Origin of the sequence: Methylosinus sp. RM1 (assembly GCF_011378635.1) — a bacterium.
In the GTDB taxonomy this organism is placed as follows: Bacteria; Pseudomonadota; Alphaproteobacteria; order Rhizobiales; family Beijerinckiaceae; genus Methylosinus; species Methylosinus sporium.
Map to the genome: position 1 here is coordinate 1 of NZ_WOVC01000048.1, position 17030 is coordinate 17030.

Annotated in this window: 19 protein-coding genes; 5 read left to right on the forward strand and 14 right to left on the reverse strand. The window is 63.4% G+C overall.

Annotation, left to right across the window (positions count from 1 at the left end; translation table 11 throughout):
* On the forward strand, positions 1-697 hold a 697-nt coding region (locus FMZ75_RS19100), incomplete at its 5' end, for a recombinase family protein (RefSeq protein WP_370464757.1).
* A gap of 439 nt (positions 698-1136) precedes the next feature.
* On the opposite strand, the gene FMZ75_RS19105 is transcribed toward FMZ75_RS19100, so the two are convergent.
* The 12 genes from FMZ75_RS19105 to FMZ75_RS19160 form a co-directional block, all read right to left on the reverse strand.
* A complete protein-coding gene (locus FMZ75_RS19105; RefSeq protein ID WP_166145392.1) occupies positions 1137-2918 on the reverse strand; it encodes a hypothetical protein in 1782 nt (593 codons plus the stop codon).
* Positions 2918-3223 carry a hypothetical protein gene (locus FMZ75_RS19110; protein WP_166145395.1) on the reverse strand — a complete coding sequence of 102 codons (306 nt, stop codon included), beginning with the start codon at positions 3221-3223 and terminating at the stop codon, positions 2918-2920. Before FMZ75_RS19110 ends, FMZ75_RS19105 begins: the two co-directional genes overlap by 1 nt.
* 3 nt (positions 3224-3226) lie before the next feature.
* Complete coding sequence (locus FMZ75_RS19115) at positions 3227-3523, reverse strand: hypothetical protein (RefSeq protein ID WP_166145398.1); 297 nt, start codon at positions 3521-3523, stop codon at positions 3227-3229.
* Between the two features lie 15 nt (positions 3524-3538).
* Positions 3539-3802, reverse strand: coding sequence for a hypothetical protein (locus FMZ75_RS19120; protein WP_166145401.1), 264 nt, complete (start codon positions 3800-3802; stop codon positions 3539-3541).
* A gap of 33 nt (positions 3803-3835) precedes the next feature.
* Complete coding sequence (locus tag FMZ75_RS19125) at positions 3836-4096, reverse strand: hypothetical protein (RefSeq protein ID WP_166145404.1); 261 nt, start codon at positions 4094-4096, stop codon at positions 3836-3838.
* Between the two features lie 17 nt (positions 4097-4113).
* Complete coding sequence (locus FMZ75_RS19130) at positions 4114-4320, reverse strand: hypothetical protein (protein ID WP_166145407.1); 207 nt, start codon at positions 4318-4320, stop codon at positions 4114-4116.
* A 50-nt stretch (positions 4321-4370) separates the two neighbouring features.
* The gene (locus FMZ75_RS19135) at positions 4371-4694 is read right to left on the reverse strand and encodes a hypothetical protein (RefSeq protein ID WP_166145410.1); all 324 of its coding nucleotides are present in this window, start codon (positions 4692-4694) and stop codon (positions 4371-4373) included.
* A 237-nt stretch (positions 4695-4931) separates the two neighbouring features.
* On the reverse strand, positions 4932-5393 hold the full coding sequence (locus tag FMZ75_RS19140) for a hypothetical protein (protein WP_166145413.1): 462 nt from the start codon (positions 5391-5393) through the stop codon (positions 4932-4934).
* Entirely contained in the window at positions 5390-5581 is a 192-nt protein-coding gene (locus tag FMZ75_RS19145; RefSeq protein ID WP_166145416.1) for an AlpA family transcriptional regulator, read from the reverse strand. The genes FMZ75_RS19140 and FMZ75_RS19145 overlap by 4 nt, the downstream gene beginning before the upstream one ends.
* A 102-nt stretch (positions 5582-5683) precedes the next feature.
* Entirely contained in the window at positions 5684-6118 is a 435-nt protein-coding gene (locus FMZ75_RS19150) for a hypothetical protein (protein WP_166145419.1), read from the reverse strand.
* Entirely contained in the window at positions 6111-7262 is a 1152-nt protein-coding gene (locus FMZ75_RS19155; RefSeq protein WP_166145422.1) for a site-specific integrase, read from the reverse strand. Before FMZ75_RS19155 ends, FMZ75_RS19150 begins: the two co-directional genes overlap by 8 nt.
* Positions 7263-7619: 357 nt before the next feature.
* A complete protein-coding gene (locus FMZ75_RS19160; protein ID WP_142863639.1) occupies positions 7620-8057 on the reverse strand; it encodes a hypothetical protein in 438 nt (145 codons plus the stop codon).
* A gap of 193 nt (positions 8058-8250) precedes the next feature.
* On the opposite strand from FMZ75_RS19160, the gene FMZ75_RS19165 reads away from it, so the two are divergent.
* From FMZ75_RS19165 to FMZ75_RS19180, 4 genes are all read left to right on the forward strand, one after another.
* Positions 8251-10413 carry an outer membrane protein gene (locus tag FMZ75_RS19165; RefSeq protein WP_166145424.1) on the forward strand — a complete coding sequence of 721 codons (2163 nt, stop codon included), beginning with the start codon at positions 8251-8253 and terminating at the stop codon, positions 10411-10413.
* Between the two features lie 39 nt (positions 10414-10452).
* The gene (gene feoB, locus FMZ75_RS19170) at positions 10453-13602 is read left to right on the forward strand and encodes a ferrous iron transport protein B (protein WP_166145427.1); all 3150 of its coding nucleotides are present in this window, start codon (positions 10453-10455) and stop codon (positions 13600-13602) included.
* Positions 13602-13871: a FeoC-like transcriptional regulator gene (locus FMZ75_RS19175; RefSeq protein WP_166145430.1), complete on the forward strand. Its 270-nt coding sequence runs from the start codon at positions 13602-13604 to the stop codon at positions 13869-13871. Before feoB ends, FMZ75_RS19175 begins: the two co-directional genes overlap by 1 nt.
* A gap of 93 nt (positions 13872-13964) precedes the next feature.
* Complete coding sequence (locus tag FMZ75_RS19180; protein ID WP_166145433.1) at positions 13965-14696, forward strand: class I SAM-dependent methyltransferase; 732 nt, start codon at positions 13965-13967, stop codon at positions 14694-14696.
* Between the two features lie 175 nt (positions 14697-14871).
* Here FMZ75_RS19180 and FMZ75_RS19185 read toward each other — a convergent pair whose 3' ends face one another.
* Positions 14872-16038 carry a DUF5666 domain-containing protein gene (locus tag FMZ75_RS19185; RefSeq protein ID WP_166145436.1) on the reverse strand — a complete coding sequence of 389 codons (1167 nt, stop codon included), beginning with the start codon at positions 16036-16038 and terminating at the stop codon, positions 14872-14874.
* Positions 16035-16916 (reverse strand): DUF6502 family protein, encoded by an 882-nt coding sequence (locus FMZ75_RS19190; RefSeq protein WP_166145439.1) that lies wholly within the window; start codon positions 16914-16916, stop codon positions 16035-16037. The genes FMZ75_RS19185 and FMZ75_RS19190 overlap by 4 nt, the downstream gene beginning before the upstream one ends.
* Positions 16917-17030 lie beyond the last annotated feature (114 nt).

A 17030-nucleotide genomic window follows, 5' to 3' on the forward strand; every position in this document is an offset into this window, starting at 1 on the left:
ATTCTCGTTCATCTTCGGATCCTTCCAGAGACATGGCTGTCCCTCCGAAGAATCTCACATCCGAAAATCCTTCCGAACCCAAAGAATCAATGGGGTCGCGACGGCGCTTACTCATGAACGAAACTCGGGGCGGCCAATGACGATTTATGGATATGCGCGGGTCAGCACGGAAGGCCAAACGCTCGCAGGCCAAGAGGCGGCGCTACGCGAAGCCGGGGCGACCAAGGTCTATTCGGAGAAAATCAGCGGGGCGAGGGCCGAAGGTCGAAAGGCTCTGGCCCGAGCGATGGTGAGCCTCGGCCCCGGCGATGTGCTGCTAGTGACACGGCTCGACCGTCTGGCCCGCTCGACGCGGGATTTGCTCAATGTGCTGGACACGATCGCCAAGGCCGGCGCGGGCTTCCGCAGCCTCGCGGATACATGGGCCGACACCACGACGCCGCACGGGCGCTTGATGCTGACGGTCCTAGGCGGCCTCGCGGAATTCGAGCGGGAGTTGATCCGGGCTCGCACAGGCGAAGGGCGGACGCGCGCCAAGGCCCGAGGCGTTCACATGGGCCGGCCCCCAGCCCTGAACAAAGACCAACGCCGTGAGGCCCGCGAGCGCCTAGAGGCCGGGGAAGCCCTAACCGATATCGCCCGAACCTTCGGAGTCAGTCACACTACAATCGGCAGGCTGCGGGAGGGCGGGGCATAGACCGCCCCCGCCCCGCATTGCTGCGGTCTTGGCAATCGCCGCCTCTAAGCGCGCCGCAAACCCCGGTCCCGCGTCGAGGCTCGCGACCACGGCGAGCTTCGGACGCTCAAACGGAAGTGCTGCGATTGCCGCGCGCATCCTGCGGCTCATCGGCTGGGCCGGGTCGGAATAGACCGCTTGAAGGAATTCCAGCGACGAACCTGCGGAACCGATGGCGGGCGCGTCTTCAAATTCGAGCGCCGGCTCTATTCGCGGTAAAGGATCGAGCAACATTTCTATATCTCTCTTTCTCGACTCATAACCCAAAACAACAGCACCAACACCACCAACACCAAAAACAGGGGAGAACTGAAGAAAATAAACTCAAAACTTCCATAGGACAGCATGTTCGCCGCCCCCTGTTGGTTTGGCCTTTGTGGTGTTTGTCCTGTTTTTTCGTTTACTCTTCTATCCCGGCCAAACGGCGACCTTCGGCAGTCAAGCGTAGCCCGACCCAGCGCCGCTTCCCATCGGTTGATTGCCGCCAACAATTCCTCGGCGGCAAACCTTGGAAATGATCGAAGCGCGGAATGATATGGTTGCCCATATCTTCGTCTCTCAGCATCACCGCCAAGGTTTTGTGGCCATTCTCCACGAGCCAAGCCTTGCAAGCCCGTGCCGCATCTTTTTTCACCACATGTTCGGCAAGGTCATCCGTTGGCTCGAGACACTCCGCGATCATTGCCAAGTGCGGATGACGTGCTCTGACCAATTGCCGATCGAGCGCCAGCCCGCACTCGGCCGCCTTGAACCAGCCGCATCTCCTGACTTCGCTATACGCGGCCAAGCATCGCGCGGCGATCCCCGACAATTCCGCCTCAAGTTTCTGACCTAGAAACGGGTCCATGTTCCCCGCTTTTTCTTGATCGATCCTGTAATGAAGTTTCAAAAACCGATTAGGGAGAATGTCATCATTGAAATTCGGAACCACATTCGAAATCATATTGATCTTCGCCGGGAGCTTGCCCTCGAATATCAATTCCATTCCGTGCATCTTTCGAAGGCTTACACTATCCTCGCCGGTTATCTTCAACAGCATCTGTGCGGATTTGTGTTCCATTCCGCCGGGGTCATAATTATGTCCATACATCTTTCCCTCTTTCAGCCGAACATCGGGAAAGAAAGCGCAGCGTTTACCAATCAAACCGTGCGCCGAAAACTCACTCGCGAGCCATTTGTCGAGCGCCAGCGACACCCAGCCGCGCGGCCCGACAAGCTTTTCCATCAATCGCTGAACTGTGCTCTTGCCTGAGCGTGTCACGCCCAAATGCAGCATTCCTTTATGCGCCCACGTATCGAGCGTCATGCAGTATCCTATCCATGCTTCAAGCAGGTCTTGTGCATCCTTCTCGCCGGGGAAAATGCTTTCGAGTGTCTTCAGCCAAATCGGGCACTCGGCCGTCGGTTTCCAGTCAAACGCCAACACGTCATGTGCCCAAAGCAAATGCGTATGCGGGCGCGTCTCTAATGTCCGCACATTCACAATCGCATTTCGAAACACAAGCCATTCGCCAGCCTGCTCACCGCTCGGCAGCCAACAAGGCGCGGCGAAGCCATCGTTTAAGTATGTCGCGCTCTCCAACGCCCGCATTACCTCGTTAACATCGCGCGTCTTTGGATTAAACGACGTCCAGCCGCCCTCGCTATTGCGTTCCCCGGCCCCCAATAAAAAGTCTGAGACAAGCTTCGTTACCGTTTCTTCGCTCATCCGCAGATATGCGCCGTTCTCCCAATACCAGAAGCTTTGATTATGCCGCCGAAGCTTCGAAACGCCCTCGATCGTGTGGCGTTGCGCGAACGTCTGCGCCGTGTTGGCCGGCGTGCTGCGGCTTATCAAGACAGGCGCGGCCGGCTCTACAATCTCCCGCCGAACGCTCGACGGCGCCGCAGCCGGAACCACAGCCGAAGCCGTCGGGGCGGCTATCGGAGACGACGCCGCCCGAGCCTCTTTCGCCAGTTCGCGAGGGGACGCGGCCCGAGTGGGAGCCGAAGCCTCCACCGTGTTGCTGTTTTGTTCTCGCCAAGCCGAAAGCTTAGCTTCGAAGTCCCTATGTTGGCGGCCGTTGAGCCCGTCCAACGCCCATTCCTCAATTTCCTTCCGACCCTTTTCGTCGGCCGCCGTCCAGTCACGGAAAAGAACGTCGATATCGGCCTCGGCCTTCGGCGCATTCGCTTTCATCATCAATCCTCCAACGCGCCCCAATGACCGAAATTGAACGGATCAATTTCCCGCCGCCGCCGAGCCTCGGCTCTCCTATCGGCCTCGGCCCGCGCCCGCTGACGTTCCGCCGTCTCCATATCAATCCGAACAAATCCGCCATTCCCCCGGAAATTCGGATCGGCCGGCGAAACCCGAACCGCCGCCGGCGCGACTACGCGGCCTTCGTCCACAACCACCTTCACAGGGGCCGCCGGCTTCCGACAATATTTCGCCGTGAGTTCCGCCCTGCGTTCGGGCGTTAGCGTTGTCTTTGCTGCGTCGCTCATCGCTCAAACCCCCATCGTGTCCCGCTGCCGCCGCCACTCGGCCTCTCGCCGCCGGCTCTCTTCCCGCGCCGCTTCCCAGCGGGCTTCTTGTTCGGCCTGCGCCTGCGCGCGGCGATCCCATTCGGCGCGCTCTTGGGCCGAAGGCTCGGGGCCGTTGCGCCCGCCGTGAATATTCGCAAAGGCCCGAGCGTCGGCTCGCGCCGCACTGGCCCCGCAAGCCTTCTCTGCCGCGATCATTTCGGCTCGCCACTCGGGCATACCCTGCGCCATTAACTGAAGCTTGATTAGTTCCCGATTCATGTTCGCCTCCGTTTCTCAGTGCCGACCCTGCGCGCCCGTCGCATGAACCGTCCGACCCTTGCCCGGACATCCGGCCCCGACGTTCTTCGCAAGCTCATTTCCCATCGGAACCGCCGCCGGTTTCGTCGTCGCCAGCGGGCGGGGCTGCGTCGCCACAACCTGGTTTCCGATCCGCGAGACCGCGCCCGGATCGACCGCCGACACCTTGCGCGACCCGGCGGCCATTCCGACGTTGACGGCCTTGCCGTTGCCGCCGCTTCCGATCTTCTGTTTCGACATGACTGCGTCCTTTTGTTTATGATATGTTCTCACCTACACTCCGGCATTCTCTCCGCACGCGCCGCCAGCCGACGACACGGCGACCGCCGCCAGCGTGGTAATCGCCGATCCGCGCATGAGGGCCGCCCCTGCGCTATCGAGCGGGGCCATGTTCACCGCATTCGGCACGACGCAGAGCGCGGGCCAAACCACATCGCCGGGCTGTGCGTTCTCTGCGGCGTCCGCTATCGTCGTTCCGCGCGGATATTTCGTGTAAGTGCCGCGCGGCGGCTGGCCCACGACGGCCGCGATCAAAATGTATCGCGCCATATTCACGCCTCCCCGCACTCAACCAGCGCCATCGCCTTATCGCGGATCGCGAGGCGTAAGCACTCCGAAACCGGGTCGGTCAATTCGCCCTTGTCGAGAATATCGACCGTCAACGCGGCTTCGAGCCGCGTCACGTCTCCCCGCTCAAAGACGTTCAGCATTTGCCGCAGCGACCAACGCTCGACGCAGCGGCGCTCGATTTTCCGCATGACCTCTTCGTCAAGCGCCGCTTCGAATCTGACGAGAATTTCGTGATTGCTCATCGTCCCCTCCCGCTAACATCTTCGCCATAGGTGAGCGGATTGCCCTCTATCGTCGGCTCGGCAGGCACAGGGTCACGTTGATGCGCCGCAAGCGGCAAAGGCCCGCCGAGATTCACCGCGCCGACCGCCGCGTATCGGCCCCCGGCTTCGGCCGCCCCTACAAGCTCGCGGCCATAGTAGGTTTGGCTCCGCAGCAACTCGACCGCTCGGCGGCGCTCGGCTTGGTGATAAGCGTTAGAGCACACTGAACCGCAAAACCGTTGATTGTGCTGACGCGGCGAGTATTCATCGCCACAATATTCGCATTTTTGTTTGACCATGGAATTCTCCTTTCCCAGCCTATGTAAAGTATTATGAACCAGTCCTGCCAATAGTCAACGATAAAATCATTTTAAATCAATGTGTTATGTCGATTTTGTGCATCAAAAATGAAAAAGGGGCCGGAATGCCCGGCCCCTTTCACCACTGCGATGAATGCGACTAATATGACTGCGACCGATTGCATATAGCCGCCACAGGCGACAATGTATCGGCCAACGGATATCAATAGCCGTCGATCATCTTCTCGCGGTTCGCCTTTTCTTTTGCGCGTCACCTTCGAGCTTCAGCAATGTGCCCTGCGCGAGAAGCGACATGGATGTCGCCCCGTCGTTAACCTTTTGATCTAGAGCATGAAACTCCTTCGCCCGCCGAATGTAGCGTTGCACTTGCCGTAGCGAGACGCCGCAGTTTAGTTGAACCCAAGCGCCCCAGTGCCCTGAGCCGATTTCCTTGGCGACACGTTCCTGCATGGCTTGAAGCAACTCGCCGCAGCGGATTTGAGCCGCGACGCTTAGAGTGACGCCCGCCGAGATGTTGCTTTCCGTCGCCCGGAACTGTGCCACGAGTTCGGCTAGCGTCGGGGGCGCGGTTGTTGTCGCAACTGCCGTTCCGGTTTCGGCCGAGGCCAGCTTGTCGAGTTCCGTGGCGACCGCGGCCTCGCCGGCCGCTCGCACAGCGGGGGTCTTGGGATCGGTCATCGTCCGCCCTCCGAGGTGCTCTGCCGAAGACGTTCGGTAATCCATGCTTCAAGGTCTTCGGCGCGGTAGACGACACGTCTTCCCGCCTTCACGAAGCGAGGCCCGTCGCCAGTGAGGCGGAGGCGTTCAAGCGTGCGTTCAGATAGGCGCAGGAAGGCGCTAGCCTCCCGCTGATTAAGCAGGCGCATTTTTCGCAACTCCGATGATTTCGGGTTAGGCCCGGCGTCGGGCTCACGTCGCGAGAATGCGCGCTCCGGCGGTTCGCGTCGTTCCGAAACAATCGGATCGGATCAATTCGGAAAACGGCTATTGTACGAATCTATCGCACTCTTGAGTGTGGCTTCGTCCAATGGCTCTAGCGATTTGTCCAATTGCAGCAAGTCCGCCTTGAGCGCCTTACGCGGGGCGAGGCCGGGCGCGGGCACACCGTCGGGAAACATTTTTTCTAGCCGCTCAATGATACGTGGTTGCTTGCCATCGACCCGACGTAGCGTCAAAGATTTCGGCTTATCGATCTTGTTGTGAGACGCTTGCGCTTCAAGGCAACGCTGCAAATCGCTGTAGCTAACATTCGGCCCGCCCATGGCAACGTTTTCAAATCTAAGCGCGCCACTCTCGCACCAATCCAACACTGTCTTTTGCGCCGCGCCCCACGAAACGCCAAGCCGACGCTCCACTTCTTCCGAAGCAAGCTGGAAAGAATACATTCCGCCAACGTCATTCATCGGCCTTCGCCCCTACTATCCCCGCGACATGCGCGCCCCATGCTTCCAGCGCGCGACCGATCTCGGCGCGGTATGCGGCGCGATTGTATACCCCCGCGACGCCCGCGCGATGGCCCGACACATGGTTTAACACCGCCTCGACAATATGCGGCAAGACTCCGAGCCGATCGGCCATGACAGTCGCGGCGGTCCGCCGTAGATCGTGCAATCGCCAGCCGGCGAGTTCCGCCTCGGGGTCTTCCTTCCGCAGCATCTTGAGCGCCCTCGCGTCGAGGCGGGCTTTGCATTGGCTCCACCCCGAGAACGGGCCGGCCCCCGCGCCAAAAACAAGCTCGCGGCCTTCGCGCTGTTCGGGGAGCAGGGCGAGCGCCTGCGCCGTCAACGACAGAGTATGTTCGCGATGATTCTTTGTCCGCGAGCCGGGGATTGTCCAAACGTCGCCGGCGATCTCACCCCATGTCATCGCGCCCACTTCGTCCCGGCGCTGGCCCGTCAGCATAAGCAATCGAACGATCCGACCATAGTCGTCGTCGCCGCAAGCGCGCCAAATCACGGCAAGCTCCACATCGGACAATACTCGCGAGCGCGACGTTGGCTCGGGCGGTCGGTTCGTGCCGGTGACGGGGTTAGCCTCGGCGAGCCCTTCGCGAATGGCCCAAACGAAGCAAGCTGAAAGTGCCGCGCGGGCTCGTATGACAGTGACGCCCGAAAGCTCGGCGAGACGCGAGGCGACATTCCGGCGAGCTATGTCGGCAATCGGCATATCGTGCAGCGGCTTCCACGCAACGCGCAAGTGCCGCTCGGTTTCGAGGTAGCTACGCGGGCGCTGCCGTTCCTTCGCCACGTCGAGATAAGTGTCTATGACGGTTCGGAGCGCCAGCCCGTCGGAAAGCGGGAGGGCAGGGTCTTTCCCTGCGGCGACCAAACCCAACAACCGCCGGGCTTCGCGCCGGGCCGTGTCGGGCGTCCAAGGCGAGCCGTGGCGGCCGATGGTGTAGAACCTTTGCCGCCCGCTTGCGCGATATTTGAGAACATAGGTCACGGCGTCGCTGGTCTGGCGGCGAGCGCCGAAGCCTTTAACCGCGTCATCCCAAACAACAGCCTTCGGCCCCAGCGCCGCGACCGTGCGAAGCGTGATTGCCATTGCCGCGCCTCCAGCTACCAATTAGCAACCACATTAGCGCGAATTCGGAGCGGCGGCAACGTGGCTATGGCGGCATATATTACTGTATTTATTTGCTATTGTCGGCTGGCGTCGGGTCGTGGCGGCCGACTGGCTCAGATTGTGGATCTGGGGGTCCCCCGTTCAAGTCGGGGTGGCGGTACCATAAAATCAAAGACTTGTGACATGCCTGGGGCGTCGCGGCGGCCGCTGGGGCAATTCTGTGGCAAATCGGCTCGGCACCGGACCCCGCAAGACGAATCGCCCATCGCGGAGTCGCCTCCAGGCGCGCTCCTTCCCATGCAACGCGTGATCGCGGTTCCCGATGACGGTGTGTTTTCAATAAGGTGCTACGGGCTCACGCCGATTGACGCGCATTTGCCGGACCGTGATGATGTCCGCAGCGATGTCATTACGGATTCTCCGATGGACTCCCCGCGGATATGGCGACGATGGCGAACTCGCGCAAATTTCGCGGGGCTGATCGCTTGTCTTTTCATAATCGGCAGCCTCGCTCATGCCGTCGCTCCTGCGTTCGGGGAAGCCGCCGCCGAGCGTGGCGCGTCGTCGCTTCGAATGGTCGCCGACTGCGGGACGCCGCGCGCCGACCAGGTCCCGGCCGACGAGCGCCGCGACCATTGCCGGTGCTGCATTCTCTGTAGCGCCGGAACGCGCGACGGGGCGGCCGACGTCATCGCCGAGCCGTGCGGCTTCGCCGGCTCGGTCCCGCCTAAATCCGATGTGTCGACGATCTCTTTCGAGCCGCATGTCGCTCATTTGCGGCGCTGCGGATGGATGAGCTGCGGATCGCCGAGAGCGCCGCCGCGCGTCTAATTCCCGACAGTCCTCGCTATTCGTGACGAGGCGCGCATGGGCGCGCTCCGAATGAATTGTCGCGGCCGATTTCGCGCGATCGCGCGGGGCTCATCCAATTCGTTTCAGAAGATTCATTCCATCGAGGCGCGAGACCATGAGATCGCTGATCCTTTTATCGGCGGGCGCTTCGGCGTTCGCTTTCGGAACGGCCTTGGCGGCCGACCTTCCATTGCGCGAATCCGCGCCCATTCTCCCGCTTCCGAAATGGGAAGGCTATTATGCGGGCCTCGACGCTGGAGGCGTCGCGGCGAGCGCGGGCCCCATCGGCTTTGCGACCGCGCCCGCAGTCACCGGAAAATATCTCACGGATCCGGCGATGTGGCCGATGCGCGCGCCATTCTGGGCGACGCAAAACGGCGAGCTGGCCGGCGGCGGCGTCGCAGGGTTCCTCGGCGGCGTTCAAATCGGCTATAATTATCGAAGCGAATATCTCGGCCCGCTCGTCGCCGGCGTCGAGGTCGATTTCCAGGGCGTCGGCGCCGGAAACCGAAATAGCGGCGGCGCGACATTCGCTCGCGACATCCTCGTCAATGGCGACGCTCTCTCCAATTCCGCGAGCGGAGCGTCGTCGCTGCAATATCTCGGCACGCTTCGCGGACGTCTCGGCTATCTCGTGGACCCGACTTTACTGGTCTACGCCACCGGCGGCTTTGCTTTCGGAGGGGTCGAGCACAAGCTCGCGCTGTCGTCTCTCTACGCCAATGCGGCGGGCCTCCCGATACAGAATGCGATCGGCAGTCTCGCCACTCTGACGCCGCAGACGGGCTGGACCGCCGGCGCCGGCGTCGAATGGATGTTCATGCCCGATTGGAGCCTCAAGGCCGAATATCTCTATTTTTCCTTGGACGGAGGAAAAGTCCGCACCGCCTCGCAAGCCTATCCGCTCGCCGCGAACGCATTCGGCGGCGCCAATGGCGCGCCGGCGGATTGGACCAGCTCTGTCGTCTCGTCGCCGCGCATGAGCGGCAGCATCGCCCGCATCGGGATCAACTATCATTTCGCTTCGAATGTCGCCGCCGCGGGACGTGGCGGCGACGGAATGCAGAAGGGCGGCGAGGGCCATGCGAGCGAGGGCCATGCGAGCGCGGGCGCGCGGGGACGACATGGCGCGGGCGGGATGCATGGGAGCAAAAGCAAAGGCGCGAGCCATGTCGCCGACGCCTCGGCGGGGAGACACAAAGGGGCGGCCGGACACGAGGGAGCGGGCGGCGGGAAAGAGGGGCATGACGGAGAGCACAAAGGCAAGGTTCATACGGTCGTGCCGGCGGGCGTCTATGGCGCGCATATGGTCGGCGCCGGAGAGGCGCGCTTCGCCTATACGCCGAGCTATGGCGTGATGCGGGGCAATTATGTCGGGAGCTCGACGATCGCGCCCTATCAGGTGACGCAGATTCCTTGGATTCCGAACAGCGTCTTCGCTCTGCCGAACTTCTTTGCGGCCAATCCGACGCGAACGCTGCGAAACGCTCCCGACAATATGAAAATGCAAATGCACATGTTCCACGGAATGTTCGGGATCACGGACTGGTTCAACGTCATGGTCATGGGATCCTTGTCCGACAAGAACATGTCCATGACGGTCTTCAAGGGGCCGAACGGATCGACGCCGCTCGGCCCGACCAATTCCGCGACGCAGGGTTGGGGCGACACAATGCTGCAGGGGCTCGTCCGCCTCTACGAGGACGACATTCATCACCTACATGTGAATCTCGGCCTCAGCCTGCCGACCGGAAGCATTTCCGAGGAGATCATTCACATGCATCCGTCGGGAGTGTTCTTCCAGAAGCGCGCCTATTACGGGCTGCAGCTCGGAACGGGGACCTATGACGGATTGTTCGGCTTCACCTATAGGGGAAAACTGGACGCTTGGTCATGGGGCGTCATCTATCGGGGACGCGCAGCGCTCGGAGAGAACCAGTCCGGCTATCTCAGGGGACTATCGAACGAGATCTCGGCTTGGGGCGCCTATGATATCGCCTCCGGTCTCGCAGCGACCGGCCGCGTGGCCGCCACGATATGGGACCGCATCCATGGTCATGACGTGCTGATCTGGGGCGCGCAGCAGGGCACGGTTCCCGACTATCAGGGCGGCGAACGCGTCAAGCTGCTCGGAGGCCTCGAATATCTCCTGAAATCCGAAGGCATGAAGCCGATTCGCATCGCTGTCGAGGCGGGAGCGCCAGTCTATCAGCGTTTGAACGGGCCTCAGCTGGGACAATCTTGGGAACTCAATACGGCGTTGAATTTCGGATTTTGACGAAACATGGCGTGAGCTCGACATCGCGAGGCGGCGACGATGCGCATTGGTTTCAGCGAACTGAAGGTCGGGGATCGGGGCAAAGTCACGGGCTTCGATCGCGGAAATGCGGCCCATCGGCAGAAGCTGCTGTCGATGGGCCTCACCCCGGGCGCCCAATTCACGGTGGTCCGCGTCGCGCCTCTCGGCGATCCCGTCGAAATTCGCGTGCGCGGCGCAGATTTGAGCCTGCGCAGCGACGAAGCTTCGGCGCTGATGGTCGAGCGTATCGACGCGCCGGCGACGCCCGAGCCGGAGAACGCCGTCACGATCGCGATCGTCGGCAATCCGAACTGTGGCAAAACGACGCTGTTCAACGGCCTGACCGGCGCCCATCAGCGCGTCGGGAATTGGGGAGGCGTCACCGTCGAGAAGAAGGTCGGCGCATTCGATTTCGCGGGCCGGAGCTATCGCGTCGTCGATCTGCCGGGAATCTATTCGCTGGACGCGCATGACGAAGCGTCCGCCGTCGATGAGAGCATCGCGCGCGATTACATTCTCTCCGGCGAAGCAGATGTCGTCATCAATATCATCGACGCGTCCAATCTCGAGCATGGGCTCTATCTGACGACGCAACTGCTGGAAATGGCCGCGCCTGTGGCCGTCGTCCTCAATGTGATGGACGACCTCGACGAGCGCGAGGCGCGCATTGATGCGGAGGCGGTGCGGCGTCGCCTCGATCGTCCCGTCGCCGCGGTCGTCGTGACGCGTCGAAAGCAATTGGACGGTCTCGAGGCCGAGATCGAGCGATGGGTCCGTGAAAGGACGCCGTCGCGCTTCTCGCTGGACTATCCCCCGGCCATCGAGAACGCGATTGCGGAATTGGCGCGCGAGATTGGCGCGACGCAATCGAGCGGTCTCGATCCGCGATGGCTGGCGCTTCGCTTGCTCGAGGGCGACGGCTTCGCCGCGAGCAAGGTCGCGCCGCAGGTCAGAGAGACACAGGCGCGTCTCGTCGAAAAAATAGAGAGCGAGACGCAGAGCGATCCCGACACGCTCATAGCGGACGCTCGCTATCGTTTCGCGCATGGCCTCGCCGAGGAGGCGCTCGCCGCACGCCCGTCGACGCGCGTCGCCGCCTCCGATCTCATCGACCGCATCGTGCTGAACCGCTTTCTCGGCATTCCGATCTTCCTCGCGGTGATGTATTGCCTGTTCTGGTTCACCATCGCGCTCGGCCGCGCCTTTCGGCCCTTCTTCGTGATGATGTCGGAGACCTTTTTCGTCGAGGGGCCGCGCTATCTTCTCGGCGAGATCGGCAGCCCGAAATGGCTGACCGCGATACTGGCCGACGGGCTCGGCAATGGCCTGCTGCAGGTGGTGACATTCATTCCCATCATCGGCTTTCTCTACCTCTTCGTGTCCATGCTCGAAGAGTCGGGCTATATGTCGCGCGCCAATTTCGTCATGGATCGGCTGATGAAGTCGCTCGGCCTGCCGGGCAACGCCTTCATTCCGATGGTCGTCGGCTTCGGATGCAATGTGCCGGCGATCATGGCGACGCGTACGATGGAGCGACCGCGCGATCGCATCGTGGCGGTGCTGATGAGCCCGTTCATGAGCTGCGGAGGGCGCCTCGCCGTCTACACTGTGTTCGCCGCGGCCTTCTTTCCCGCGCAGGGGCAGCTCGTCGTCTTCGGTATTTATCTGCTCGGCATTCTCTTCGCGATGCTCACCTCGCTGCTGATGAAATTCAGCCTGCTGCCCGAGGAGCGCTCGCTGCATGTGCTGACATTGCCCTCCTATCATTGGCCGAAGCCGCGAAATGTGCTGATCAATTCCTGGATCCGGCTGAAGATGTTCCTCTTCAAGGTCGGCAAATACATCATACCGCTGGTGTTTCTGGTGAAGATTCTGAGCGCCTGGGGAACGGACGGCTCTTTCGATCGCAGGCCGATCGAGCAGTCGATGCTCGCGGCGGGCGGCCGCGCGATCACGCCGATCCTGGCGCCGATGGGCGTCACGCAGGACAATTGGCCGGCGACCGTCGCGCTGCTGACTGGCGTGCTGCACAAAGTCGTGATCGTGAGCACGCTCGGCTCGATCTATCTGGAACAGGCCCAGCACGCGCCATCGGCCTCGCCGGAGCGTCACGAAGACGCGCCCGTAGCGGCGCACGCCGCCGCCGCGAATGCGAGTCCGCCGGAAGCGAAAGCGATCGAAGCGGAGACGCCGAGCCCCGAGAGCCGGAGCGCCGAGCCGCAGCAGCGCGAGGCCGAGCTGGACAATGCGCTCGACGAGGCGGAGGCGAAAGCGCGCATCACCGCCTTCTGGCGCGGCGCGGCCACGGCGCAAGCTTTCGCCGCGGCGGTGGCGGAGGCCAAATGGAGTCTCGCGCGAGACGATCGGCGGGCTCTCTTCCTGATCGATCCGCTAGGCGGCGCGCATCCGCTCGCCGGCGGCGTCGAAGGCGTCGGCGCGAAGGCCACGCGCAGGCGCATGGCCCGCCTTGATTCCGCAGTTCTGCCGAGCGTCTCCGAGGCCCAGGAGCGCGCGCGCGCGGCCATCGCCGCGGAACGCGCGCGAGCCGCGGCCGAGCGCGCGGCCGCGGCTCCGCCCGCGCCGGCTCATGCCGCCGAACCGAAACACGAGGCGATGGAGCATATGCCGCCGCCGACGGCCGAGCAGGCGCATGAGCGCCAGAGACGGCGAGGCGCCGCTGCGCCGAGCGCAGACGCGCATCTCACAGCGCCCGTGGCGGGCGGAGGCTTCGATTTGCGGGAAAGGCTGTATCGCGCCGCCATGACCGTGCCGCGAAATCTCGCCGCGCTGGTGGGGATCGGCGCGCCGGTGCGCCTGCATGGCGCCGCGGCCGGACTCGCTCCCGCGCTGGCGACGCGCTTCGACGGCAAAGTCGGAGCGCTCGCCTATCTCGTCCTGCTGCTGTGCTATCCGTGCATCTCGACCACGGCCGCGACCGCTCGCGAGACGAGCCGGCGATGGACCGGCTTCATGGTGTTCTGGACGCTCAGCCTCGGCTATGGCGCCGCCGTCCTCTTCTACCAGATCGGAACATTCGCATCGCATCCTTCTTCATCCGCCGCATGGATCATCGGCGTCCTCGCCTATTTCATCCTTCTCGGCGCCGCGAGCTTCTATGTCGGGCCACGGTCGAAGACCGTCCCGGCGAACGCGGGCGTCGAAGTCTGATGCTCATGGAGCTCGCCGATTTTCTGGCGTCTCGGAAGGAGGCGACGGTCAGCGATGTCGCCGGCCATTTCGACATAACGCCGCAGACGGCGCGCGCGCTGCTCGAGCATTGGGTTCGCAAGGGGAGGGCGGCGCGGATCGGACTGGAACAATGTCGGCAATGCGCCATTCACTGCGGCAAATCCTGGCAAGCCTATCGATGGATCGAAGGACGCGACGAGCGGCCTGACCGATATGCGACGGCGGCGCTTCCGCAGGAGACAAAATGACGCCGCCCTCCGTGCGAACGGGCGACATCTATGCGGTCGAGCAAGCCAATGAGGACCATGACAGACGACACTCGATCTCGAAGGGGAGAAAAGATGAATAACGCCATTCGCGCGGCGGTCGCCGCTTTCACGCTGATCGGCGTCGGCGCCGTCGGGCCTCTCTCGCTCGCGCAGACCGCGGCGCCGATGGAGCATGGCGGCAAAGGCGGCCGTCACGGCGATCATGCCGGCCCTTCTTCCGATGGGGCGTTTCACAAACGCTTCGACGATGCGGCGAAATGGGCGAAAAAATTCGACGATCCAGAGCGCGACGCCTGGCAGAAGCCGGAGAAGGTCGTCGACGCGCTGCATCTCGATCGCGCCGCGCGCGTGGCGGATATCGGAGCCGGCACCGGCTATTTCAGCGTTCGGATCGCCAAGCGCATTCCGAACGGCAAGCTCTATTCCGCCGATGTCGAGCCCGATATGGTGGCTTATCTCGGCGAAAGGGCCGCGCGCGAGCGCCTCGCCAATCTCACGCCCGTACAGTCCAGTCCCGACAAGGCGAATCTTCCCGAGCCCGTCGACCTCGCTCTCGTCGTCGACACCTATCATCACATCGGAAATCGCACGCAATATTTCTCCGCGCTCAAATCGTCGCTGCGGCCGAAGGGACGATTGGCGATCATCGACTTCAAGGTCGACTCGCCGGACGGCCCGCCCGTGGAACACCGAATTCCGCCCGAGAAAGTGACGAAGGAGCTCGAAGCCGCCGGCTATTCTCTGGTCGAGAAGCACGACTTCCTGCCGCGGCAATATTTCCTCGTCTATCAGAAGCGCGATTGATCTGCGCGTCTTTCGGGCCCGCCGCCGAGGGCCGCGCGTCCGGCGGCGGGCGGGGACGGTGCGAGGGCGAGCTCCGCGGCTTTTCCCGCGCCGTCGCGCTGGTCATCGCCGATACGCGCCGGCGCCTGTCTGCGCCGCCGCTTTCGGATGTCGAAGGCGGCGCGCCTCGCGGCATTCATCGCCCTGGTCGTCCGAGGCCGCCGGGACCCGGCCTGCCGCCGCCGCCGAAACCGCCCGGAAAGCTCGGACCGACGGGATCGCTCGGAATTGACGGCGTCCCATAGCCGCGCGGCGCGTCTGGACCGCCGAAGCCGGACGGAAATTCGACGCCGGGGGCGGTCTGCGGCTCCGCAGGTCGGCTCGGAGCGTTCGGAAACGGCGAGCCCGCGCGCGGCTCCTCGGCGGCGCCGCGCTTGCCGAGCGTCTCGCTCGTCCGCAGCGAGCGGATGGACCATGCGCCCGCCGATGTCGTATCGATGCGGACGACGGCCCGCGCGACGCCCTGGAAGGGGAGAGCGCGCCCGCCGTCGAGCGTTGCGCCGCTCGCGGTTTTGACCGTGGCGCCATGACGCTCCAGATAGGTCTCGACGAGAAAATCGCTGGGCCCGCGCGGCAGCCAAACGTCGGCGGCCGTCGACGTCACGTCGAGCGCGCCATGGGTCTCGGCGCCGCGCACCAGAACTCGCTGGCCGAGCATGGCCTCCGCGACGCCCGACAGCGGCTGCGCGCCGATCGCGAGACGTCCATCGAACGACCGGGTGACGACGCCGACGAGCTGAGCGGCGCCGGGCTCGGCGCTTTCGACGAGGCTCGCGACAATGGTCTGATTCGGCAGGCGCAGGCCGCTCACCGCGACCCGCCGCCCGACCGAAAACGCGCCCGCCTCGATTTTCGCGCCGCGGGCGAATTCGACTCTCTGCCCGAGAACGCGCAGGCCATGGTCGAAGACTTGCTCGATCGGCCCGACCACTTCGCGCAGAATCTGAATTTTCGTCGTCGTGAATTTATCGCCGTCGCGCATTGCGACCAGCGACACGACATGGCCGATCCGCAAATCGCCGACGCGCGCCCGGCGGCCGTCGATGCGCACCTCGGCGTCTGCGGGATAGGACACGCGCAGCCCGTTGACGATGATGCTGCCGAATGCGCGAATGGTTCCGACGATTCCCGTTCCGCCTATGCCATTGTCGCGATCGGGAATGGCGGAGAGATAGCCGGTTCCGCCGATGCCATTGTCTCTCGGCTTGTCGCCGGCGGCGTGCGCGCGCGTCATGGCGGAGGACAGCAGCGAGGCGAGAAGCGCCGCGAAGCGCCGCCGCGTCGGATGTCGGAACGCGCTCACGAGCGGGAGCCCTTTTGTCCCTTCGCCGGCTCTCGCGGCGGCCGCTCTTCCTCTCGATATACATAGACGCCGAAGGTCCAGCGCCAATGTCCGTCTTCGCCGCTCTTTTGCAGCGTCTGCGCCTCGCGATTGGCTGCGATCAGCCCTTGCATCGCCAGCTCGCGGGACAGCGCCTCGAGCCGCCGCGCGTTCGCTTCCGAAAGCCCCTCGTAATGAACGGCGCGCTCCATGAAGGGCGCCGTCTCATCGAGACGTGTCGGCTCGTGAGCGATATTGGCGGCCGCCGCCGCAATATGATCATGGAGATTGCGGCCGAAATAATAGAGCTGGCGCTCGTCGTTCCTATTGGGCGCGATCGCCGCCTCGCCGAGCGCGACGCGTCCATCCTCGTCGATCGACACGATCTTGCGGTCGAGCCATTCGTCGAGAATGGCGCGCGGCCGCACGTCGCGCGTCACTTCCTCGACGAGGGCTTCGAAGGTCGGGCCGCGCCCGCTCGATCCGGCGCGCCGCAGCGGCGCGGGAGCGCCTTTCTTATCGGCGAAGCGCCGATCGCCCAGCCATAGCGCGACGATCTGCGACGCGCGCGACACGCTGGCAGGAACGGTCCGCACCGGAGCGCCGGCCTCGCGCAGGCGCCGGACCTCCTTGCGATGAATGCCGGTGAGCAGGCTGATGCGGCTGTCGGTCTGCTCCTTGTCGGGCAGAACGAAATCATGAACCGCCACATTTACGTAGAGCTCGCGCAAGAGATCGCACAGCGCTGGAAACGTCGTCCCATAGCGAATGAGCAGGCGCACGAGCGGACGCAGCAGCCGGGCGATCGGCTGCTGAAGACGCGCGGCGTCGGTGAGCCCATTGTCCTCGCTGTCGGCCATGATCGAACCGAGAGTCGTGGGGGGTGGGGTGGTAACCGAACCGCGCGCGGTGGGGCGGGTGTTTTGTGGTTTTTTTGTGCGGACACGGGGCCCCAGCGCGCGCAATGAAAAAAT

Excerpts from the sequence above, each read along its gene's own strand:
- FMZ75_RS19150 (WP_166145419.1), bottom strand. The coding sequence starts at position 6,118 with ATGAATGACGTTGGCGGAATGTATTCTTTCCAGCTTGCTTCGGAAGAA.
- FMZ75_RS19105 (WP_166145392.1), bottom strand. The coding sequence starts at position 2,918 with ATGATGAAAGCGAATGCGCCGAAGGCCGAGGCCGATATCGACGTTCTT.
- FMZ75_RS19160 (WP_142863639.1), bottom strand. The coding sequence starts at position 8,057 with ATGAGCGACATGCGGCTCGAAAGAGATCGTCGACACATCGGATTTAGG.
- FMZ75_RS19130 (WP_166145407.1), bottom strand. The coding sequence starts at position 4,320 with ATGCGGAAAATCGAGCGCCGCTGCGTCGAGCGTTGGTCGCTGCGGCAA.
- FMZ75_RS19135 (WP_166145410.1), bottom strand. The coding sequence starts at position 4,694 with ATGGTCAAACAAAAATGCGAATATTGTGGCGATGAATACTCGCCGCGT.
- FMZ75_RS19180 (WP_166145433.1), top strand. The coding sequence starts at position 13,965 with ATGAATAACGCCATTCGCGCGGCGGTCGCCGCTTTCACGCTGATCGGC.
- FMZ75_RS19145 (WP_166145416.1), bottom strand. The coding sequence starts at position 5,581 with ATGCGCCTGCTTAATCAGCGGGAGGCTAGCGCCTTCCTGCGCCTATCT.
- FMZ75_RS19115 (WP_166145398.1), bottom strand. The coding sequence starts at position 3,523 with ATGAATCGGGAACTAATCAAGCTTCAGTTAATGGCGCAGGGTATGCCC.
- FMZ75_RS19120 (WP_166145401.1), bottom strand. The coding sequence starts at position 3,802 with ATGTCGAAACAGAAGATCGGAAGCGGCGGCAACGGCAAGGCCGTCAAC.
- feoB (WP_166145427.1), top strand. The coding sequence starts at position 10,453 with ATGCGCATTGGTTTCAGCGAACTGAAGGTCGGGGATCGGGGCAAAGTC.
- FMZ75_RS19110 (WP_166145395.1), bottom strand. The coding sequence starts at position 3,223 with ATGAGCGACGCAGCAAAGACAACGCTAACGCCCGAACGCAGGGCGGAA.
- FMZ75_RS19190 (WP_166145439.1), bottom strand. The coding sequence starts at position 16,916 with ATGGCCGACAGCGAGGACAATGGGCTCACCGACGCCGCGCGTCTTCAG.
- FMZ75_RS19140 (WP_166145413.1), bottom strand. The coding sequence starts at position 5,393 with ATGACCGATCCCAAGACCCCCGCTGTGCGAGCGGCCGGCGAGGCCGCG.
- FMZ75_RS19175 (WP_166145430.1), top strand. The coding sequence starts at position 13,602 with ATGCTCATGGAGCTCGCCGATTTTCTGGCGTCTCGGAAGGAGGCGACG.
- FMZ75_RS19155 (WP_166145422.1), bottom strand. The coding sequence starts at position 7,262 with ATGGCAATCACGCTTCGCACGGTCGCGGCGCTGGGGCCGAAGGCTGTT.
- FMZ75_RS19165 (WP_166145424.1), top strand. The coding sequence starts at position 8,251 with ATGAGATCGCTGATCCTTTTATCGGCGGGCGCTTCGGCGTTCGCTTTC.